The organism is Dysosmobacter acutus (assembly GCF_018919205.1).
Taxonomy (GTDB): domain Bacteria; phylum Bacillota; class Clostridia; order Oscillospirales; family Oscillospiraceae; genus Oscillibacter; species Oscillibacter acutus.
Genome location: NZ_JAHLQN010000001.1, coordinates 136,444 through 153,545 on the forward strand (window position 1 = coordinate 136,444; position 17,102 = coordinate 153,545).

13 protein-coding genes are annotated in these 17,102 nt (G+C 55.8%); 12 read left to right on the forward strand and 1 reads right to left on the reverse strand.

Going from position 1 to position 17,102, the window contains the following annotated elements; all coding sequences use genetic code 11:
• The first annotated feature begins 1 nt into the window (after window position 1).
• From KQI82_RS00650 to KQI82_RS00685, 8 genes are all read left to right on the forward strand, one after another.
• Window positions 2-883, forward strand: a complete 882-nt coding sequence (locus KQI82_RS00650; RefSeq protein WP_216557276.1) for a hypothetical protein — start codon at window positions 2-4, stop codon at window positions 881-883.
• A 16-nt stretch (window positions 884-899) separates the two neighbouring features.
• Window positions 900-1,841: a hypothetical protein gene (locus KQI82_RS00655; protein WP_216557279.1), complete on the forward strand. Its 942-nt coding sequence runs from the start codon at window positions 900-902 to the stop codon at window positions 1,839-1,841.
• Window positions 1,838-2,623: a class D sortase gene (locus KQI82_RS00660; RefSeq protein ID WP_216557282.1), complete on the forward strand. Its 786-nt coding sequence runs from the start codon at window positions 1,838-1,840 to the stop codon at window positions 2,621-2,623. The genes KQI82_RS00655 and KQI82_RS00660 overlap by 4 nt, the downstream gene beginning before the upstream one ends.
• A gap of 123 nt (window positions 2,624-2,746) precedes the next feature.
• Window positions 2,747-3,565, forward strand: coding sequence for a stalk domain-containing protein (locus KQI82_RS15530; protein WP_241426572.1), 819 nt, complete (start codon window positions 2,747-2,749; stop codon window positions 3,563-3,565).
• An 80-nt stretch (window positions 3,566-3,645) separates the two neighbouring features.
• Window positions 3,646-8,820 (forward strand): SpaA isopeptide-forming pilin-related protein, encoded by a 5,175-nt coding sequence (locus tag KQI82_RS00670; protein ID WP_216557285.1) that lies wholly within the window; start codon window positions 3,646-3,648, stop codon window positions 8,818-8,820.
• A 3-nt stretch (window positions 8,821-8,823) separates the two neighbouring features.
• Entirely contained in the window at window positions 8,824-10,626 is a 1,803-nt protein-coding gene (locus tag KQI82_RS00675; RefSeq protein WP_216557288.1) for a VirD4-like conjugal transfer protein, CD1115 family, read from the forward strand.
• Window positions 10,589-10,924 carry a TrbC/VirB2 family protein gene (locus KQI82_RS00680; RefSeq protein WP_241426573.1) on the forward strand — a complete coding sequence of 112 codons (336 nt, stop codon included), beginning with the start codon at window positions 10,589-10,591 and terminating at the stop codon, window positions 10,922-10,924. Before KQI82_RS00675 ends, KQI82_RS00680 begins: the two co-directional genes overlap by 38 nt.
• Before the next feature lie 67 nt (window positions 10,925-10,991).
• A complete protein-coding gene (locus KQI82_RS00685) occupies window positions 10,992-11,831 on the forward strand; it encodes a VirB6/TrbL-like conjugal transfer protein, CD1112 family (protein WP_216557292.1) in 840 nt (279 codons plus the stop codon).
• Here the strand turns inward: KQI82_RS00685 and KQI82_RS00690 are convergent.
• On the reverse strand, window positions 11,828-12,064 hold the full coding sequence (locus KQI82_RS00690; protein ID WP_216557295.1) for a hypothetical protein: 237 nt from the start codon (window positions 12,062-12,064) through the stop codon (window positions 11,828-11,830). The genes KQI82_RS00685 and KQI82_RS00690 overlap by 4 nt on opposite strands.
• A gap of 108 nt (window positions 12,065-12,172) precedes the next feature.
• Here KQI82_RS00690 and KQI82_RS00695 point away from each other — a divergent pair, with 108 nt between their 5' ends.
• The 4 genes from KQI82_RS00695 to KQI82_RS15535 all read left to right on the forward strand — a co-directional run bounded on the left by KQI82_RS00695 (window position 12,173) and on the right by KQI82_RS15535 (window position 17,082).
• Complete coding sequence (locus tag KQI82_RS00695) at window positions 12,173-12,373, forward strand: helix-turn-helix domain-containing protein (protein ID WP_118625955.1); 201 nt, start codon at window positions 12,173-12,175, stop codon at window positions 12,371-12,373.
• A gap of 68 nt (window positions 12,374-12,441) precedes the next feature.
• Window positions 12,442-12,780 carry a PrgI family protein gene (locus KQI82_RS00700; RefSeq protein WP_154024496.1) on the forward strand — a complete coding sequence of 113 codons (339 nt, stop codon included), beginning with the start codon at window positions 12,442-12,444 and terminating at the stop codon, window positions 12,778-12,780.
• On the forward strand, window positions 12,777-15,131 hold the full coding sequence (locus KQI82_RS00705) for a VirB4-like conjugal transfer ATPase, CD1110 family (protein ID WP_216557298.1): 2,355 nt from the start codon (window positions 12,777-12,779) through the stop codon (window positions 15,129-15,131). The genes KQI82_RS00700 and KQI82_RS00705 overlap by 4 nt, the downstream gene beginning before the upstream one ends.
• 4 nt (window positions 15,132-15,135) lie before the next feature.
• A complete protein-coding gene (locus tag KQI82_RS15535) occupies window positions 15,136-17,082 on the forward strand; it encodes a C40 family peptidase (RefSeq protein WP_241426574.1) in 1,947 nt (648 codons plus the stop codon).
• Window positions 17,083-17,102 lie beyond the last annotated feature (20 nt).

Sequence of the window (17,102 nt, forward strand, 5' to 3'; positions counted from 1 at the left end):
CATGGCAAAGTTAGACGATTTGATCCAGCAGAAGCAGCAGAGGGACGAGGACTGGAAGGCAAAGAAAACAGCGGAGCGCGAGGAATTGGGGCAGCTTTCCGACGATGCGGTCATGCACGTCACCAGTGAACCCGGCGCATATCTGCATTATCTGGATACGCAGGCCATCAACCCGCGATACAGCGCATCCAATGTGATGCTGGCGATGGCACAGAACCCGGAGATCACCTACATCAACAGTCTGGAGGTGTGGAACCGGCTGGGGCGCAGCGTCAATCGTGATGAGAACGGCATGAAGATCCGTGTGTCAGACACCTATGTGAAGGACGGAAGGGAGTATCACGGCTATAAGATCGGGCGTGTGTTCGATATTTCCCAGACCCACGGCAAGGCCGGTGTTCCGGCGCTGAGCCTGAAAGACAATACACCGGAAATGGACGCCGCCCTGCGCCGACTGCTGGACAGCTCCCCCGTTCCCGTGGTCACCAGCAGCACCATGTACCAGGACGCCGTTTATGATCCTAAAACGCAGAGCATTACGGTATCCAGCCGCCTGATCGACAGCAAGATCTTTGCGGCGCTCTCCCGTGAGATCGTCCACGCCGGTATCCATGACCACGGACGCTATCCCTACTATACCCGCGAGGACTGCGCCATGGACGCCGAGAGCGTCAGCTATATGCTCTGCCGCAATTTCGGCGTGGAGGCCCCGCAGCCCGATGTGAGCCGCGTGGGGCAGGTATTCGACGGCATGGAGGTGCAGGATCGCCGCGGCGTGGTGGACAGCCTGCAAAAGTATTTCCGTAAGCTGCAAAATGATATTCAGCGTGAGATCTCTCCGCAGGAGCGCAAGCAGCCGGAACAGAATCGGCCCGTTCGTTAAGAAAGAGAGGTATAATGTGAAAAAGAAACTTGCATTTGCTCTCTGCACGGCGCTGATGCTGTGCAGTATGAGCGTTGCGGCGCTGGCCGCAGAGCCCATGACAGAAGCCGATACGGTATCCACAATGATCTCTGCCGCAGATACGCTCCCCGGCATTTCCGCCTATCCTGCCGAGGTCAGAGCCAGCGAGGAAAACGGTGTGTACCGATTAGAAAAGGTCTACTACCTGACCGCAAAGGACGATCCCGCCACGATCCCCACCGCTGACTTTGAGCGTGAGGGCCGCACCTATACGCTCCTTGATTTGCTGAAAAACGACCAGACAGAAACGGACACGCGGGAGCATATCGAGGTGGTCACGCTGGAGAGCAAGACCAAGGATATGGCGGAAATCCTGAAAATGCTGGAGCCGAAGCTGGAGGTCAAGACCGAGGACGGCTATGAGGGCGTCCTGTCCCTTGACCATACTACCATTCAGGTGGAGGCAGCGGGCTACGGGACCAGCAGCCGCACGGTGACGGCGGAGCGCACCTATCCCAACCTCTCAGACGCGGATGTGTCCCTTGTTCCTAAGTCTGTAAACGAAAATGGCCGCACCCTGACCCTTGCCGATGTAAGCTGGCAGGAGGCGGCTGTCGATCCCACGGACGGCTATGACATTCCCATTCGCTATACCGCTGTGGCAAGCTACACCGGCACCGCCACCAGCAAATACGCCACCGGCTACACCGTCACGGCAGACTATAAAGGTGACATCACCCGTACAAGCTGTGATACAGTGATCTATACCGCTGTCTTTTCCAGCGTCGGCGCTGCGGCATCGGCAAAGAGCGGAGTTGATTTTAACTGGCTGTGGCTGCTGATCCCCGTGGGCGCTGCGGCGCTGGGCGGCTGCGGCTACGCCGGTTACAAAGGCTACAAGCACTACATCAATAAGAAAAGAGGGTACGCCGCATGAAAAAATATCTGACCACGCTGCTGGCCGCCTGCTGTATGCTGGCGGCTTTTTCCATGCCTGCATCGGCACTGGAGTATCACTTTGACGGCCCGGACGCAGGACTGTTTGGACGCCCCACCTCGGACGATACCATTTATGTCACGATGGATAAGCCTGCAAACACCGACCGCAGCAAAAACGCCGCCTATATCCCACCCGCTTTTGGCTCGCCTACCTCTTATACGCTGAATGCCGGAGAGCTGCTGACGCCAAACCTTGTGAGCGGTTCGGCCACGGGAACGGTCAGCGGCACAGGTGGTGTGACCGTCCTGCCGCCCTCCGCTTCCAGCAGCACCGCTGGTGGAAATACCGGCTCCTACACGCCGGTGAAGTACACCGCGGTCACAAAAGACCTCTATTACAGCGGCGGCTACCTCGGTACGCTGAAAATCCCCACCCTCGGTCTGTCTGTCAAGGTGTATCAGGGGACGGATGCAGATGCGCTCCGCAAGGGTGCGGGGCATTTTGCCGGCACCTCCATTTGGGAGGGCAATGTGGCCATCGCCGGACACAACCGCGGCGTCAACAATCACTTTGGCAAAATTCACACCCTTGACATTGGCGACACCATCAAGCTGACCACCCAGCTCGGCACACGCAGCTATGAGGTGTACTCTGTCAGTAAAATCGGCGTGGACGATACCAGCGTTCTAAATGACAGCACGGAGAACATCATCACCCTTGTCACCTGCGTGAAGAATCAGCCGGATTACCGCTGGTGTGTGCAGGCACGAGAAAAATGATGAGATGCTATGATGGTCATTGATGTAAAAACTTTTACTGAGCTCCAACGCCTCCATATTTTTTGACACCCACCAACTTTTACGATACCATGAACCCATCAAAAGACTTTGGAGGTACACACCATGAAGCGAGGAAGTTTTGCAGCCGGTTTTCTTACCTGCCTGCTGTTGGCTGGCATCACTACCACGGCGTATGCTGCCGGGATCATGGCCGAGCGCAGCACCCATCGCATCTATGTCAATGGGCGGGAAGTGCAGATGGAAGCCTATGTCATCAACGGCAACAACTATGTGAAGCTGCGGGACATTGGCAAGGCTGTTGGTTTCGAGGTTTATTGGGACAGCGACAACGGCTGTGTGCAGGTGGAAAGCGGAAAGCCCTACACCGGAACCGCACCCCAGCAGACCGCCGCAGCCCCCACAGACGGTTCTCGGTATGTTCCCAAGGTGGGTGATGTGATCCGCTGCGACGACGGGACCGACTACACCATCACCGATGTGTCCCGCTGGGATAAAAACGCTTTTTCCAGCGCACCGCTGGGAGAGCTGCCCACCGCCACCTGTGACTGGAGCAAGCTGCCCCAGCCGGAAATGCCGAGAGCGGAAGCGCGCCACTTTATCAGCGGCGGGCAGGACTACCTGTTCCAGCGCAACCTCTATGAAACGCGCCGGATGCTCTACACCTTGTATAATGCCATCGGGGACAACCCCGAAACATGGCAGAATGGCCAGCCGGTGAAATTCCCCAGCGGAAATGACAAGGTGAAGATCAACCTGACCATTCCCGCAGAGGTAACGCCGCAGAGCTTTTGGCCGTGGCGCTCGGAGCAAATCACGGAGCTGTTCAACTCCTGCCCTCCGGGGACTTACTCCATGGAGGCATGGGATGTCTACAAAAACGGCGTATTCCAGTACACGGAGTACAGCATCTATGTGAGCTGAAAAATTCATATCCACACGCAGGCGGTATGTGAAAAGCATACCGCCTTTTTTATATCCAAAAAATTCAGGAGGAACACACGATGAAAAAACGATTGATCTCCATGCTGCTGTTGGTGGTCATGGTGCTGGGAATGCTCCCGGCCACGGCCCTTGCCGCCAGCAGCGAGGAGGAAGCCCTGGGCGAAGTCAATATTTACAACGGAGAGCAGAAACTCTCCTATCTCTCCATCAATGGCCGCATCCGTGAGCTGATCTATACCTATTTTAATTATGTGGACAGCAACGGCAGGACGAAGGAGATTCCCGCGTACTGCGTCAACCCCAACACCAAGGGTGTACCGCAGACCGTGGCCCCCGGCGAGAGTATCAAGTATCTCGCAAAGGAAAAGGGCAGCGATCCAAAGGTCATGGGTATCATCGCCAACGGGTATCCCACCCGCGGCCTTTCGGAGCTGAAGCTGGAAAACAAATATCACGCCTACTACGCGACAAAAATGGCGCTGTGGTGCTATCTGCTTCCCAACTGGAACATCAACAACCTGAAGGTCAATCCCAACCTGACCGGCACAGAATTGCAGCGGGCGCAGGCCATTCTCGCCGCAGCCAAGGACATCTATGTGCGCGGCACCGCGTGGAGCAAGGTGTACTCGCCCCGCGTCACTGCCACAGCTGACCGTGATACCGCTTATGCTGTTACCGTCAATGGACAGCAGTATAAACAGCAGGTGTTCACCGTCCATTCTGACACATGGGTATGCAACTATGCCATCCGTGTCAGCTTCTCTGATCCCGCCTCCGTCCCCGCGGGAGCGCGCATTGTGGACATGAACAACAAGGATATTACCACCATCACCACCTCCGGCACCGGGGATGGCTACGGCGGTAAATTCAAGGTGCTGTACCCTGCCGCTGCGGTGGCGGGCAAGACCGGCAGCGTCCAGCTTTCTTTTACCACCGATGTTTATAAGTATGCTGTGTTTTACGCTGTGTGCGCAGAGCAGAACAAGTACGGCCAGCTTCAGAACTATATGTGCGACACCGACCCCACCGTTACCATGCGGCTGTCCACATACAGCAATTACAGCGACGGTGAGAAAACCGAAGAACCCGACACCGGCCTAAAAATCATCAAGCTGGAGAACGGCACGGATACGCCGCTGAGCGGAGCGGTCTTTGAGGTGGTCGATCCCAATGGAGCGACCATTGGCACTTTTGCTACCGGCTCGGACGGCACCGTGACCATTCCGCTGACGCTGGCGGGCAGCTACACCGTGTATGAGCGCGTGGCCCCACTGAACCATCTTATCAGCGATACTCCCGCGCAGAACATCAAGGTGGAGTATGGCAAGGTGGCGGAGCTGACCTGCTGGAACGAGCCTTACGGCACGCTCCGCATTGAAAAGCTGTCCAACACCGGCGCACACCTGCCCGGAGCCATGGTACAGGTCAAGCACATTGAGAGCGGCGTGACCTACACCGCCGAAACCAATTTTGCGGGCTATGCCATCTTTGACAACATCAAGCCCGGTGCTTACGAGATCAAGGAGATCACCGCCCCCTCCGGCTGGCTGAAGGACGATGCCACCTATACGGCTTCCGTGGCCACCGGCGAAACCACGACCTTTTCTCTCGTGAACAAAGAGCTGCCCGGTCTGCGGATCATCAAATATGACCGCAAGAACATGGTTGCCATGCCCAATGTCACCTTCGAGATTTTCCGTGACAGCGTTTCTCTCGGCAAATTTAAGACGGACGAGTTTGGCGAAATCCTCCTGACCGATGCTGCCCCCGGCACCTACCGCGCCGTGGAGGTGGACACCGGCAGCGATGGCCACATCCTCAACACCACGCCGCAGGAGGTGGAGCTGACCGCAGGGGACGGCATCAAGGAACTGCTGTTCTTCAACGATGTAAAGCCCGGTATGCGGCTCATCAAGGTAGACAGCACCGACCCCAGCAAGGTCATTCCCAACGCAGTTTTTGAAATTAAGTCCGTGGCTGGGGATTACGGCCCCAAGGAGTTTACCACCGACCAGAACGGCGAAATTGACCTTTCCAAGCTGCCCACCGGCGCGTATGTGGTGACGGAAAAATCCTGTGAGGGCTATATCATCGACCAAGCGCAGCGTATTATTCAGCTTGACCCCAACGAGGACGCACAGTTTGTTTTCACCAACACCATCAAGCCTTCGTTGCAGATCATCAAGACCAGCGCAGACGGTAGCCGCCTGAAAAATGTTCATTTCCGTATAGCCAAGATCGAGGACGGGACGCATTATCTCGACCGCACCACCAATGAACAGGGCGAGATTCTGATTGCCGATTTGGAACCCGGTGTTTACTCCGTCAAGGAAACCGCCACGGATTCCTCGCATATCCTCGACCTGCGTGAGTATCATATGGAGCTGTTCGCAGGCCGAACCAGCACCCTGACCATCGAGAATCAGAAACGCCCCAACCTGACCGTCTACAAGCACGATGCCGACACTGGTGAGCCGATTGCCAACACCGTGTTTGAAGTCCGGGCGGCAGACGGCCATAGCGTCGATCAGATCAAGACGGACAGCGAGGGCAAGGCGGAGCTGAGGAACCTGCTCCCCGGCGTGTACGAAATCTCGGAAAAATCCGTGCCGTCCCCCTATCTGCTGGATGCGCCCTCTCAGCTTGCCACCCTCTACCCTAATCGTGACCACACCGTTTACTTTGAGAATCACCAGAAGCCCAACCTGACGGTGAAAAAGGTGGACAGCGTGACGGGAGATCCCTTGCAGGGGGCAAAATTCCAAGTAATCTACGCCAGCAACAATACCGGCAGCGGCGAGATCAACGACCTTGGCACTTTCTATACCGACGAGCATGGTCAGTTCCAGCTCACCGGTCTGCGTGATGGCTGGTACAAGGTGACGGAGCTGGAGCCGCCCACGGGGTACGCCGTCAAGGAGACCACGCAGGAGGTCTATATCCAGTCTGGCACTTCCAAAGTGCTGACTTTTGAGAATATCCCTCTGTCTGCGCTGGTGGTGTGGAAGTATGATTCTGTCACCGGCGAAGCGGTGCAGGGCGCTGTGTTTCAGGTGAAGTATCTGACCGGCACCTCCGGCACAGGCGGTACGGTCATCGGCACCTACAAGACTTCCGCCAATGGCAGCTTCACCGTGACGGGGCTGAAGGAAGGCACTTATATCGTCGAAGAGCTTGCCAGTGACAGCAATCATGTGATCGACACCGCACCGCAGACGGCGTACATCAGCGGCAAGCAGCAGGATGTGGTGCAGCTCTATTTTGGCAACAGTCCCAAGGGGGCATTGTTGGTGAAGAAGATCGACAGCGTGACCCACAAGCCCCTTTCTGATGTTGAGTTTTTCGTGACCACAGCGGACGGCAGCGTGGTGGGCGACGCCAACGGCAAATATATCACTGACAGCGCAGGTACTTTCACGATTACGGACATCACTCCCGGCACAACGCTGGTGGTGAAGGAAACCCGCGCAAGGGACGGCTATGTGCTGGACGATACGCCGCAGACGGCCACCATCAAGGCGGGCCAGACGGTTACGCTGGAGTTCCGCAACGCGCCGAAAGGCTCTCTCATCATTGTAAAAAAGGATGCTGTGACCGGCAAGACGCTGCAAGGCGTGGCTTTTACCGTCACTACTTCCTCCGGCCAGTTTGTCGCGGACGCTGAGGGACAGATCAGCTCCAACGGCCTCTATTACACCGACGAGAACGGAAAAATCATTCTCTCCGGGCTGGCTCCTGATACCTATGTGGTAACGGAAACCGCAACGATCCCCGGCTATGTACTGGACAGCACCCCTCAGACCGTGGTGGTCAATCCCAACGACACGCAGACGCTTACCTTTACCAACGAACCCATTGGCGGCCTTATCGTTATCAAGAGCGATGAGGACAGCGGAAAGCGCATCTCCGGCGTTCAGTTCGAAGTCCGCAAGATGAATGGTGAGATCATCGGTGCCTATACAACGGACAGCGATGGCGTCATCTATCTCCCCGAAGCTGAAAGCGGCTGGTACACCGTGACGGAGCTGAAGGCTGCGTCCGGCTACCTGCTGGATACTACACCGCACCGTATTGAAGTCAAGGACGGTCAGACGGCCACGCTGGAGATCACCAACCACAAATCCTCCCGCATTTTGCTCCACAAGGTAGATAAGGCTACCGGCAAGGGCATTTCCGGCGCGGTGTTTCTGCTTTACGACAGCAATCACAATCCCATTGGGGAATATGTGACCGATCAGGACGGTTACATCTACGCCGACGAGGGACTGACCGATGGCCGCTATTATCTGCGTGAGATCAAAGCCGCCCCCGGTTATGTGCTTGATCCTGAACTGAAAACGATCTATGTCCGCTACGGCTCGACCACAGAAATCGAGTGGAGTAATACCGCGGAGTGCGGTCAGATCCAGATCATCAAGAAATCCGCAGACGATAACGCCACCAATGGCCTGCCTGCGGGGACGCTGCTGGAGGGCGCAGTGTTTGAGATCTACGACAAGGCGGGCAATGTGGTGGACACCATCAAGTCCGACCGCAACGGACGCGCCGTCTCCAAAGCGCTGCCGCTGTCCCGCTATACCGTCCGCGAGATCAAAGCGCCTGCGAATTACTCCATCAACCCCACAGTGATGACCGCCTATCTTGAGCATGAGGGGCAGATCGCCACCTTTGAGGTGCAGGACAGCAGTGTTTCCACCGGCATTTCCATTAAGAAAACAGGTCCCGTGCAGGCCGTTCCCGGTCAGCCCATCCGCTATGTGTTTTCCGACATCAAGAACACTTCCAGCGTCGCTCTGGAGTCCTTCTACTGGCGTGATCAGCTTCCCGCGCAGGTGACGCTGAGCAAAATCGTCACCGGCAGCTACAATCAGCCGCTTTCCTACAAGGTGGTCTATAAGACCAACCTCTACGGGGACTACCGCACTTTGGCGGATAATCTCTCCACCAGCAAGGTTTACGTATTGGACGCCCGCCCCGCTGTCCTCGGCCTTGCCGCCAATGAGCGTGTTACCGAAGTCATGTTCGTGTTCGGAAATGTAAAGGCGGGCTTTGCACAGGTAGAAACGCCTTATATCTACGCCACTGCCCGCAGCGGTCTTGCCAACAACTTCGGCATTGTGAATGTGGCGGATGTGGGTGGCCTTTACAACGGGCAGTGGATTCAGGCAGTGTCCCGCTGGCTCACTACCGTCTACACCAAAACAACGGTGAAGCTGCCCAAAACGGGGTACTAAGCCTTGCGGCAGAATGACTTTCGCAGCGCCGCCTCTGTGTGGGCGGCGCTCTCCCCGTTGGTCCTCTGGCTGGCGGCAATTGCCGCCTATGCCTACGAGGACGGTATGAACCTCTTTCAATGGATGGGGCGTTTCAGCCAAGTGCTGGAGCGCCCCTTTGCCATCGGCTGGACGGCGCATACACCAAAATTTATGCTGGTGAGCCTGATTATCTATGCGTTCGGTATCGCGCTTTATTATTCCGGCAGAGAAAACCGCAGACCGGGCGAGGAATACGGCAGCGCTAAATGGGGCAATCCCAAGGAACTGAACCGGAAGTATATGGATCACCGGCATAAGGACGCCAACATCATTCTGACCCAGCGCGTCCGGCTGGGCATGGACGGCTATATCACCCAGCGCAACATGAACATCCTGGTCATTGGCGGCTCCGGCAGCGGCAAGACCCGCTACTTTTGTAAACCGGGCCTATATTCGGCTAATTGCTCCTATTTGGTCACCGATCCCAAAGGGGAACTGCTGAAGGCAGCGGGGGGCCTGCTTCTGTCTCTCGGCTATGAAGTGCGGGTATTCAATCTCATCGACCCCGAACAGTCCGACTGCTACAATCCCTTCGTCTATGTGCGGGAGGAAAAGGATGTGCTGTCCCTCATCGACAATCTTATCAAAAACACTACGCCCCGTAACGCCTCCAGCAATGACCCCTTCTGGGAAAAGGCTGAGGTTGCGCTGGATTCCGCACTCATGCTCTACCTCATCCATGAAGCGCCACAGGATGAGCAGAACTTTGAGACCATGATCTACATGATGAATTTTGCCGATGTGCGGGAGGAGGACGAGCAGTACCGCAGTCCGCTGGATATGCTGTTCCGGGCCTTGGAGGAGGAGCAGCCCGCCCACGTTGCGGTAAAGCAATATAAGGTTTTCAAGCAAGCTGCCGGCAAGACCGCAAAATCCATTCTTGTGACGGCTGCCGTCCGGCTGGCGGCCTTCAATATTCCGCAGTACGCCGCCATGACCTCAATGGACGAGATGGACTTCGGCAGTCTCGGTGAGCGCAAACGCGCCATCTTCTGCGTCATCCCCGTCAACGACAGCAGCATGAACTACCTTGTTGGTATGCTCTATACCCAATGCTTTCAGGAGCTTTACCGCCGTGCGGACCTGAAATACAACGGACGGCTGCCCGTCCCCGTGCGCGTCATTCAGGACGAATGGGCGAATGTGGCCCAGCCGGAGAGCTATCCAAAGATCCTCGCTACCTGCCGCAGCTACAACATCGGACTGAACATCATCGTGCAGAATGTGCAGCAGATCAAGGCGCTGTATGAAAAGGAACACGAAAGCATCATTGGCAACTGCGATACGCTGCTGTTCCTTGGCGGCGGCAACGAGCCGGCCTCACTGGAGTTTATCGTAAAGCTGCTGGGCAGGGAGACGCTGGCCACCCGCACACGGGGACTGACCAAGGGGCGGAACGGCTCCAGCACCACGAACTACCAACAGACGGGCCGTGACCTGATGACCATTGATGAAGTGCGAAAATTGGACACCAATAAAGCGATTTTATTCATCCGCGGCGAGAACCCGGTGATCGACCGAAAATATAACCTTAAGCGCCATCCCAACATCAAATTGACCTCGGACGGCAAGGCAAAGCCATACATCCACAAGCCGCAGGGCGTGCCGGATTACGCACTGCCTGACCTGCCCTATGCGTTCAAATCACTGGACGATTACGAATTTATCAACATGGAGGAAAACGAACATGAACAAACAGAAGAACAACGGCATGATGAAGCCTGACAAGTGGAAGCGGCGTTATTGGACGGCGGCTGGGGCTGCTGCCCTCTGCCTCTGCTGCGTCACGCCCGCGATGGCGGCGGGCGGCGATCCGCTGGACATTGTAAACAATCTTTCGGATTTTATCTTCAGCATCATCAAGGCGCTGGGCGTTATTATTCTCGGCTGGGGCATCGTGCAGGTGGGTATGTCGATTCAATCCCACGATGCCAGCCAGAGAACGCAGGGCTTCCTCTGCCTCTTTGGTGGATTAATGATCGCCTTTGCAAAGGAAATTCTGACCGCCATCGGCGCGATCTAATGAAAAGAGCCGGGAGATACTGCCTTGCGGCGGATCTCCCGGCTCCCTTGCGGGAGGTGATTTTCATTTGGATAACAACTGGATCGTAGAAAACCTGACCAACGCCTTTGGCGTTTGGAATAGTAAAATGACGGAAATGTGGTCACTGCTGACGGAATCGCCCCAGACCTTCAAGGGCGGCACTATCTGGCAGACCATTGTGACCATCAACGGCGGGATGCAGGCCATCGGCTATGGGCTGCTGGTGCTGTTCTTTGCCATCGGTATCTTTCGCAGCGCCTCCGGCTTTCGGGACTTTCAAAGGCCGGAGCACTTGCTGTGGCACTTCATCTACTTTGTGCTGGCAAAGCTGGGTATCACCTACGGTATGGACCTGCTGGTAAATATATTTGATGTGTGCAGCGGCATTGTGGCAACGGCGGCGGGCAGCATTGGTGGCTTGACCGGCGCATCCGTGGCGCTGCCGCAGGAAATCGCAGACGCCATCGGAGATGTGGGCTTTTTTGCAAGCATCCCCCTTTGGCTGGTGACGCTGCTGGGGAGCCTATTTATTACGGTGCTGGCCTTCATTATGATCCTCACCGTCTATGGGCGCTTTTTCAAGATTTATATGTATGCCGCGTTGTCCCCGGTGGCACTGGCTTCCTTTGCCGGAGAGGGGACTTCCCACTTTGGCAAGGCGTTCCTTCGGAGCTATGTAGGCGTGTGCATGGAAGGGGCGGTGATCGTACTTGCCTGCATCATCTTTTCAGCCTTTTCCTCCAGCGGTACGCCGGTGGTGGATAGCAGTGCCTCCGTAGTGACGCAGGTGTGGAGCTATTTGGGCGAGGTCATATTCAACCTGCTGGTATTGGTGGGCTTGGTGAAGTCTGCCGACCACATCGCAAAAGAGATGCTGGGGCTTTAACCAAAATCATGGCGAATACCGCCACTGCTTCCGATTTCTTCAAATGCGCGAATGATCTCCTCAATTTTTTGAAAGCACTCACTGTCATTAAGACGATCATCTTCGATAATTGCTTTGATTTTACAGAGCGCTTGATAGCATTGTCCTTCCACTATCTGTGTAAATGGCTCGTTCTGCTGCGGGAAAGTGATCTGCACCTCACCTTGGGCAAGGATGTGACTTAATAATTCCATAGCCAACTCCACTTTTGAACACCTCAACTTTCTGTATGGGGATTATATCCCCTTAATACATGGGATTATAACCCCCATAATATGAGTAGTCAAGCTGAGGAGGTTCCCATGATTAAATTCGACAAACTATGGGTGGTTATGGAGCAGAAGGGTGTCACTACCTACGCCCTTCGAGAAAAGGGCGGCATTGACAGCAAGACCATTCGGCGGCTCAGAAATAACGAGAACATGGAGACAAAAACCTTAGACAAGTTGTGTAAGGCGTTAGATTGCAAATTGGAAGATATTGCGGAGTATATCGCAGATTGAGTAAAGATGATTTGGAGGCTATTCCAAATCATCTTTTTTTATAACGTTTGCAGAAAGAAGGGTTTTAATTGGAAATCAAAATCAACAAGGAAATTCGCGCGTACCGTGAAACGCTCTTTTTCGGACTGTCCGTTCGGCAATTCATCTGCTCTGTTTTGGCGGTGGGCGCTGCGGTGGGGCTGTACTTTGGCCTAAACCATGTGCTGGATCGGGAAACGGTAAGCTGGGTGTGCATTGTCGGCGCGGCTCCCGTGGCCGCTGCGGGCTTTTTTCAGTACAACGGCCTGACACTTGAAAAGTTTTTGTGGGCGTGGCTGAAATCCGAGGTCATTATGGCAGGCAAGCGTGTCTGGAAAGCGGAAAACTACTATGAAGAAGCGATGAAACGCGAGGTGAAGAAACATTGATCCTTTTCAAGCATCGGCGCAGCGCAGAGCGGGACACTTTTTCCGTTCCCCGCAGCGTCCAGAAATCCATTCCCATCAAACGTATTTATCAAGACGGCGTGTTTCAGGTAAGCGGCAAGTTTTCAAAAACTTGGCGCTTTTTTGATGTCAATTATGCCGTGGCCTCCCCGGAAAAGCAGAGGGAACTCTTTATGACCTACTGTTCCTTCCTGAACTCGCTGCCCATCGGAGCCACGGCAAAAATCACGCTCTTTAACCGTCAGCTCAATCAAAAGGACTTTGGCCGGACATTGCTCATGCCCATGCAGGGCGACCGCCGCGACCTTTATCGGAACGAGTATAACGCGCTTGTTTTGGGCAAGGCGGCGGAGAGCAACAATCTCATTCAGGAAAAGTATATCACCATTTCGGCGGAAAAGAAAAGCGTGGAGGAGGCCCGCGCGTTCTTCTCTCGTGTTGGGACTGACCTCACCACAGGGCTTTCCCGTATGTCCTCCAGTGTCCGGGAGATCACGGTCAATGACCGCCTGCGGCTTCTGCACGACTTCTATCGTCCCGGCGAGGAACAGCTATTCCGCTTCGATTTGGAGGACACCATACGCAAAGGGCATGACTTCCGGGACTGCATCGCCCCTGACTGTATTTCCTTTCAGAAAAATCACTACGAGTTGGGCGATCATGTGGGCCGCACCCTGTTCCTGCGGGAGTATGCCAGCTTTATTTCCGATGAGATGATCACGGAGCTGATGGACTATCCCCGGAACATGATGCTTTCTATTGACATTATTCCCGTGGCCATGGACGAAGCGGTGAGCGATATTCGCAAGCGCATTATGTCCGTGGAATCGGATATTACCCGCTGGCAGCAGCGGCAGAATCAGAGCAACAATTTTACCGCCAATATTCCCTATGACTTGGAGCAGATGCGGAGCGAAACGAAGGAGTTTATGGACGACCTCATGAGCCGCGACCAGCGCATGATGCTGGCTTTGGTGACGCTGACGCACCTGGCAGATAACCTCGAACAGCTCGACCAGGACACCGAAGCCTTACAAGCCATCGGGCGGGCGCGGGGCTGTCAATTCAACATTCTGCGCTATCAGCAGGAGGACGCACTGAACACGGTGCTGCCCCTCGGCCTCAAGCGCATTGACGCCACCCGTACCCTGACCACGGAATGTACTGCCGTTCTCATGCCGTTCAAATCGCAGGAGATTCAGGACGCGGGCGGTATCTACTACGGCGTCAACGCCGTATCGCATAACCTCATCATCTGCAACCGAGGAAACCTGCTCAACGGCAACGGCTTTATTACCGGCGTTTCCGGCTCCGGCAAGTCGATGGCGGCCAAGCAGGAGGTCTCCGCGCTGGCGCTCTCTACCGACCATGACATCATTATCGTCGATCCCGAACGCGAATATGGCGAGCTGGTACGGGCATTGGGCGGCGAGGTCATCACCATCTCCGCCTCTGACCCAAATGGCTGCCACATCAATGCGCTGGACTTATCCGAGGGCTATGGTGACGGAAAGGAACCGTTGGTGATGAAGTCCGAGTTTATTATGTCACTCTACGAACAACTCATGGGCGCGGACAAGATCGAGCCACAGGAGAAGTCCATTATCGACCGCAGCGTGGGCAATATCTATCGGGAGTATCTGAAAAACTATCAGGGACAGCCGCCCACGTTGAAGGATCTCTATGACGACCTGATGAAGCAGGTCAACCCGGAGGCACACCGCATCGCGCTGGCGCTGGAACTGTTCACGGTGGGCAGTCTGAATGTATTTTCCCACCAGACCAATATCAACACAAAAAGCCGCATTCTCTGCTTTGACATTCAGGACTTGGGCGAAAATCTGAAATCGGTGGGCCTGCTGGTGATGCTGGACGCCATTTACAACCGCGTTATCCAGAACCGCAGAGAGGGAAAATACACCCATGTCTACATCGACGAGATCTATCTGTTTTTCGCCAACGGGAGCGGCAGCGGACACAGCATTACCAATTACAGCAGCGAGTTCCTATACAAATGTTGGAAGCGGTTCCGTAAATACGGTGCGACACTCACCGGCATTACACAAAATGTGGAGGAATGTCTGCTGTCCAACACGGCGCGGATGATGTTCGCAAACTCTGAATTTCTGCTGATGCTCAATCAGGCCACCACCGACCGGGAGCAGCTTGCCCGCCTGCTGGGTGCGTCGGATACGCAGATGAGCTATGTAGACAATGCCCCTGCCGGTCATGGACTTATCAAGGTAGGCGGGGCCATCGTGCCTTTCGCCAATGAGCTGCCCAAAAATACGGAGCTGTACCGCTTAATGTCAACACGCCCCGGTGAGGACTGATGCCATGCGGGACTTGAAAATCAAACCCGGCATGGACACGCCAAAGGCAAAGCTGAAGAACCCCGCGCCCAAAGACGCCGATTCCCTTCTGAAACAGCACATGGACAAACGGCAGCGGGAAAAGGAGCCGGAGAGCCATGACCCTGTGCGCTACGCCACCGACCGCGTGGAGAAAAATATGCGCCGTGGCGCATCTGGGGCGGCGGATGCCTCGCGGCGTATGATAAAGCGCTATCAGGAGCAGAAACGGCAAGGTAGGAATAGTGCGTCGGAAAGCCGTACTGCGGCAGAAACGCTCGAAACCATGGACGGTGTGACGCCAACAGAAAGGGGCCTGCCCGATACGCTGCAATCACACGCCGCACGAAATGAAGTCGGAAATCAGACCGTACCTCCGCAAAATCGCGGAGGTACAAAAAGCGCAAATGCCGCCCCGCAGGAGCGTGGGCGGCAGAAAGCCATACAGGACGCAAAAGCCGCCTATCGGCGGAACCTTGCCGAGAAAAGAACAGCAGAGCGGCACATTGTACCTCCACCGTCCGACCGTGGAGGCACAATGACCACTCCGCAGAAAGGCAATTCGGGGGTATCGGCCAAGGGCAGTCCGGCCCCCAAGAGCGGACAGGCCATGACCAAGGCCACGCGCACCATGCGTGTTCGACCAGCTGACCACGCAGCGCCGAACAATGCGATCATCACGCACCGCGCAAGGGCGGCGGCACAGAGAAAGGCGCAGCGGACGATGCTTCAGGATTCTGCAAAGAACGGCGGAAATGCCGCAAAGAAGCTGGGTGGAACAGCGGTGCAGGCGATAAAGGCCGTGGGCCGGGGTGTGGCATCTGCGGTCAGCTCCCTTCTGACCGCAGGCGGCGGTACGGTGGTGCTGGTGCTGCTCCTGACGGTGATCCTCGTGGCGGCAATCGTGGCGTCACCCTTCGGCATCCTTTTTTCCAACGAGAGCCGGGAGGCGGGCGTTGTGCCGATCTCCGCTGCGGTGGCGCAGGTCAACTATGAGTTCAATGAGCGGTTGGAAACCCTGCAAACGGCAGATGATTATGATTCCATCTCCGTGACCGGCCAGCCTGCCGATTGGGTGGAGGTTCTGGCGGTGTTCGCGGTAAAGGTTGCTGGAGCCGATGTAGACGCCGCGGACGTGGCCACCATGGATGCCGACCGCATCGACCGTCTGAAAGCGGTCTTTTGGGATATGACCACCATTGCACACCACATCGAGGTCATTTACCATCCCGGCAGTGGCGATGATGACGGATGGACGGAGCGAAATCTCTATATCACCATCACCGCAAAAACGGCAGAAGAAATGAAAACAGTTTACCATTTCAACCGTAACCAGATCGCGGCACTGGACGAGCTGCTGGAGCAGCGAGACCTCCTGCGGGAACTGATCGAGGATGTGTACTCCGTCAGCGGGGATACGGCGGCGCTGATCCGCAATCTGCCGGAAGATCTATCGCCGGAGCGCGAGGCGGTGGTACGCACCGCCTGTTCTCTTGTCGGCAAGGTGAATTATTTTTGGGGAGGAAAATCCCTCATAATCGGCTGGGACGCCCGCTGGGGCGAGCTGCGGCAGGTCACTGCGGCAGGCAGCTCCACCACGGGGACCTACCGTCCCTACGGGACGGATTGCAGTGGATTCGTCGATTGGGTGTTCTACAATGCCACGGGTGGCGGCTACATTATCGGTCATGGTGGCGGAGCCACCATGCAGCACAGCTATTGCACCGATATTTCGTGGGCGGACGCACAGCCCGGTGACTTGGTATTCTACCCGGATAATTCCCATGTGGGCATCGTTGGCGGCAGGGACGCAAACGGAGAATTGCTCATCATCCACTGCGCCAGCGGATATAACAATGTGGTCGTGACTGGGCTGGAGGGCTTTACCTCTATCGGACGACCGCAATACTACGCCGAAGCAGGCCGCAGTTGACAGTTTCCGACTCCCTCCGT

Excerpts from the sequence above, each read along its gene's own strand:
- KQI82_RS00650 (WP_216557276.1), top strand. The coding sequence starts at position 2 with ATGGCAAAGTTAGACGATTTGATCCAGCAGAAGCAGCAGAGGGACGAG.
- KQI82_RS00660 (WP_216557282.1), top strand. The coding sequence starts at position 1,838 with ATGAAAAAATATCTGACCACGCTGCTGGCCGCCTGCTGTATGCTGGCG.
- KQI82_RS15530 (WP_241426572.1), top strand. The coding sequence starts at position 2,747 with ATGAAGCGAGGAAGTTTTGCAGCCGGTTTTCTTACCTGCCTGCTGTTG.
- KQI82_RS00670 (WP_216557285.1), top strand. The coding sequence starts at position 3,646 with ATGAAAAAACGATTGATCTCCATGCTGCTGTTGGTGGTCATGGTGCTG.
- KQI82_RS00680 (WP_241426573.1), top strand. The coding sequence starts at position 10,589 with ATGAACAAACAGAAGAACAACGGCATGATGAAGCCTGACAAGTGGAAG.
- KQI82_RS00690 (WP_216557295.1), bottom strand. The coding sequence starts at position 12,064 with ATGGAATTATTAAGTCACATCCTTGCCCAAGGTGAGGTGCAGATCACT.
- KQI82_RS00695 (WP_118625955.1), top strand. The coding sequence starts at position 12,173 with ATGATTAAATTCGACAAACTATGGGTGGTTATGGAGCAGAAGGGTGTC.
- KQI82_RS15535 (WP_241426574.1), top strand. The coding sequence starts at position 15,136 with ATGCGGGACTTGAAAATCAAACCCGGCATGGACACGCCAAAGGCAAAG.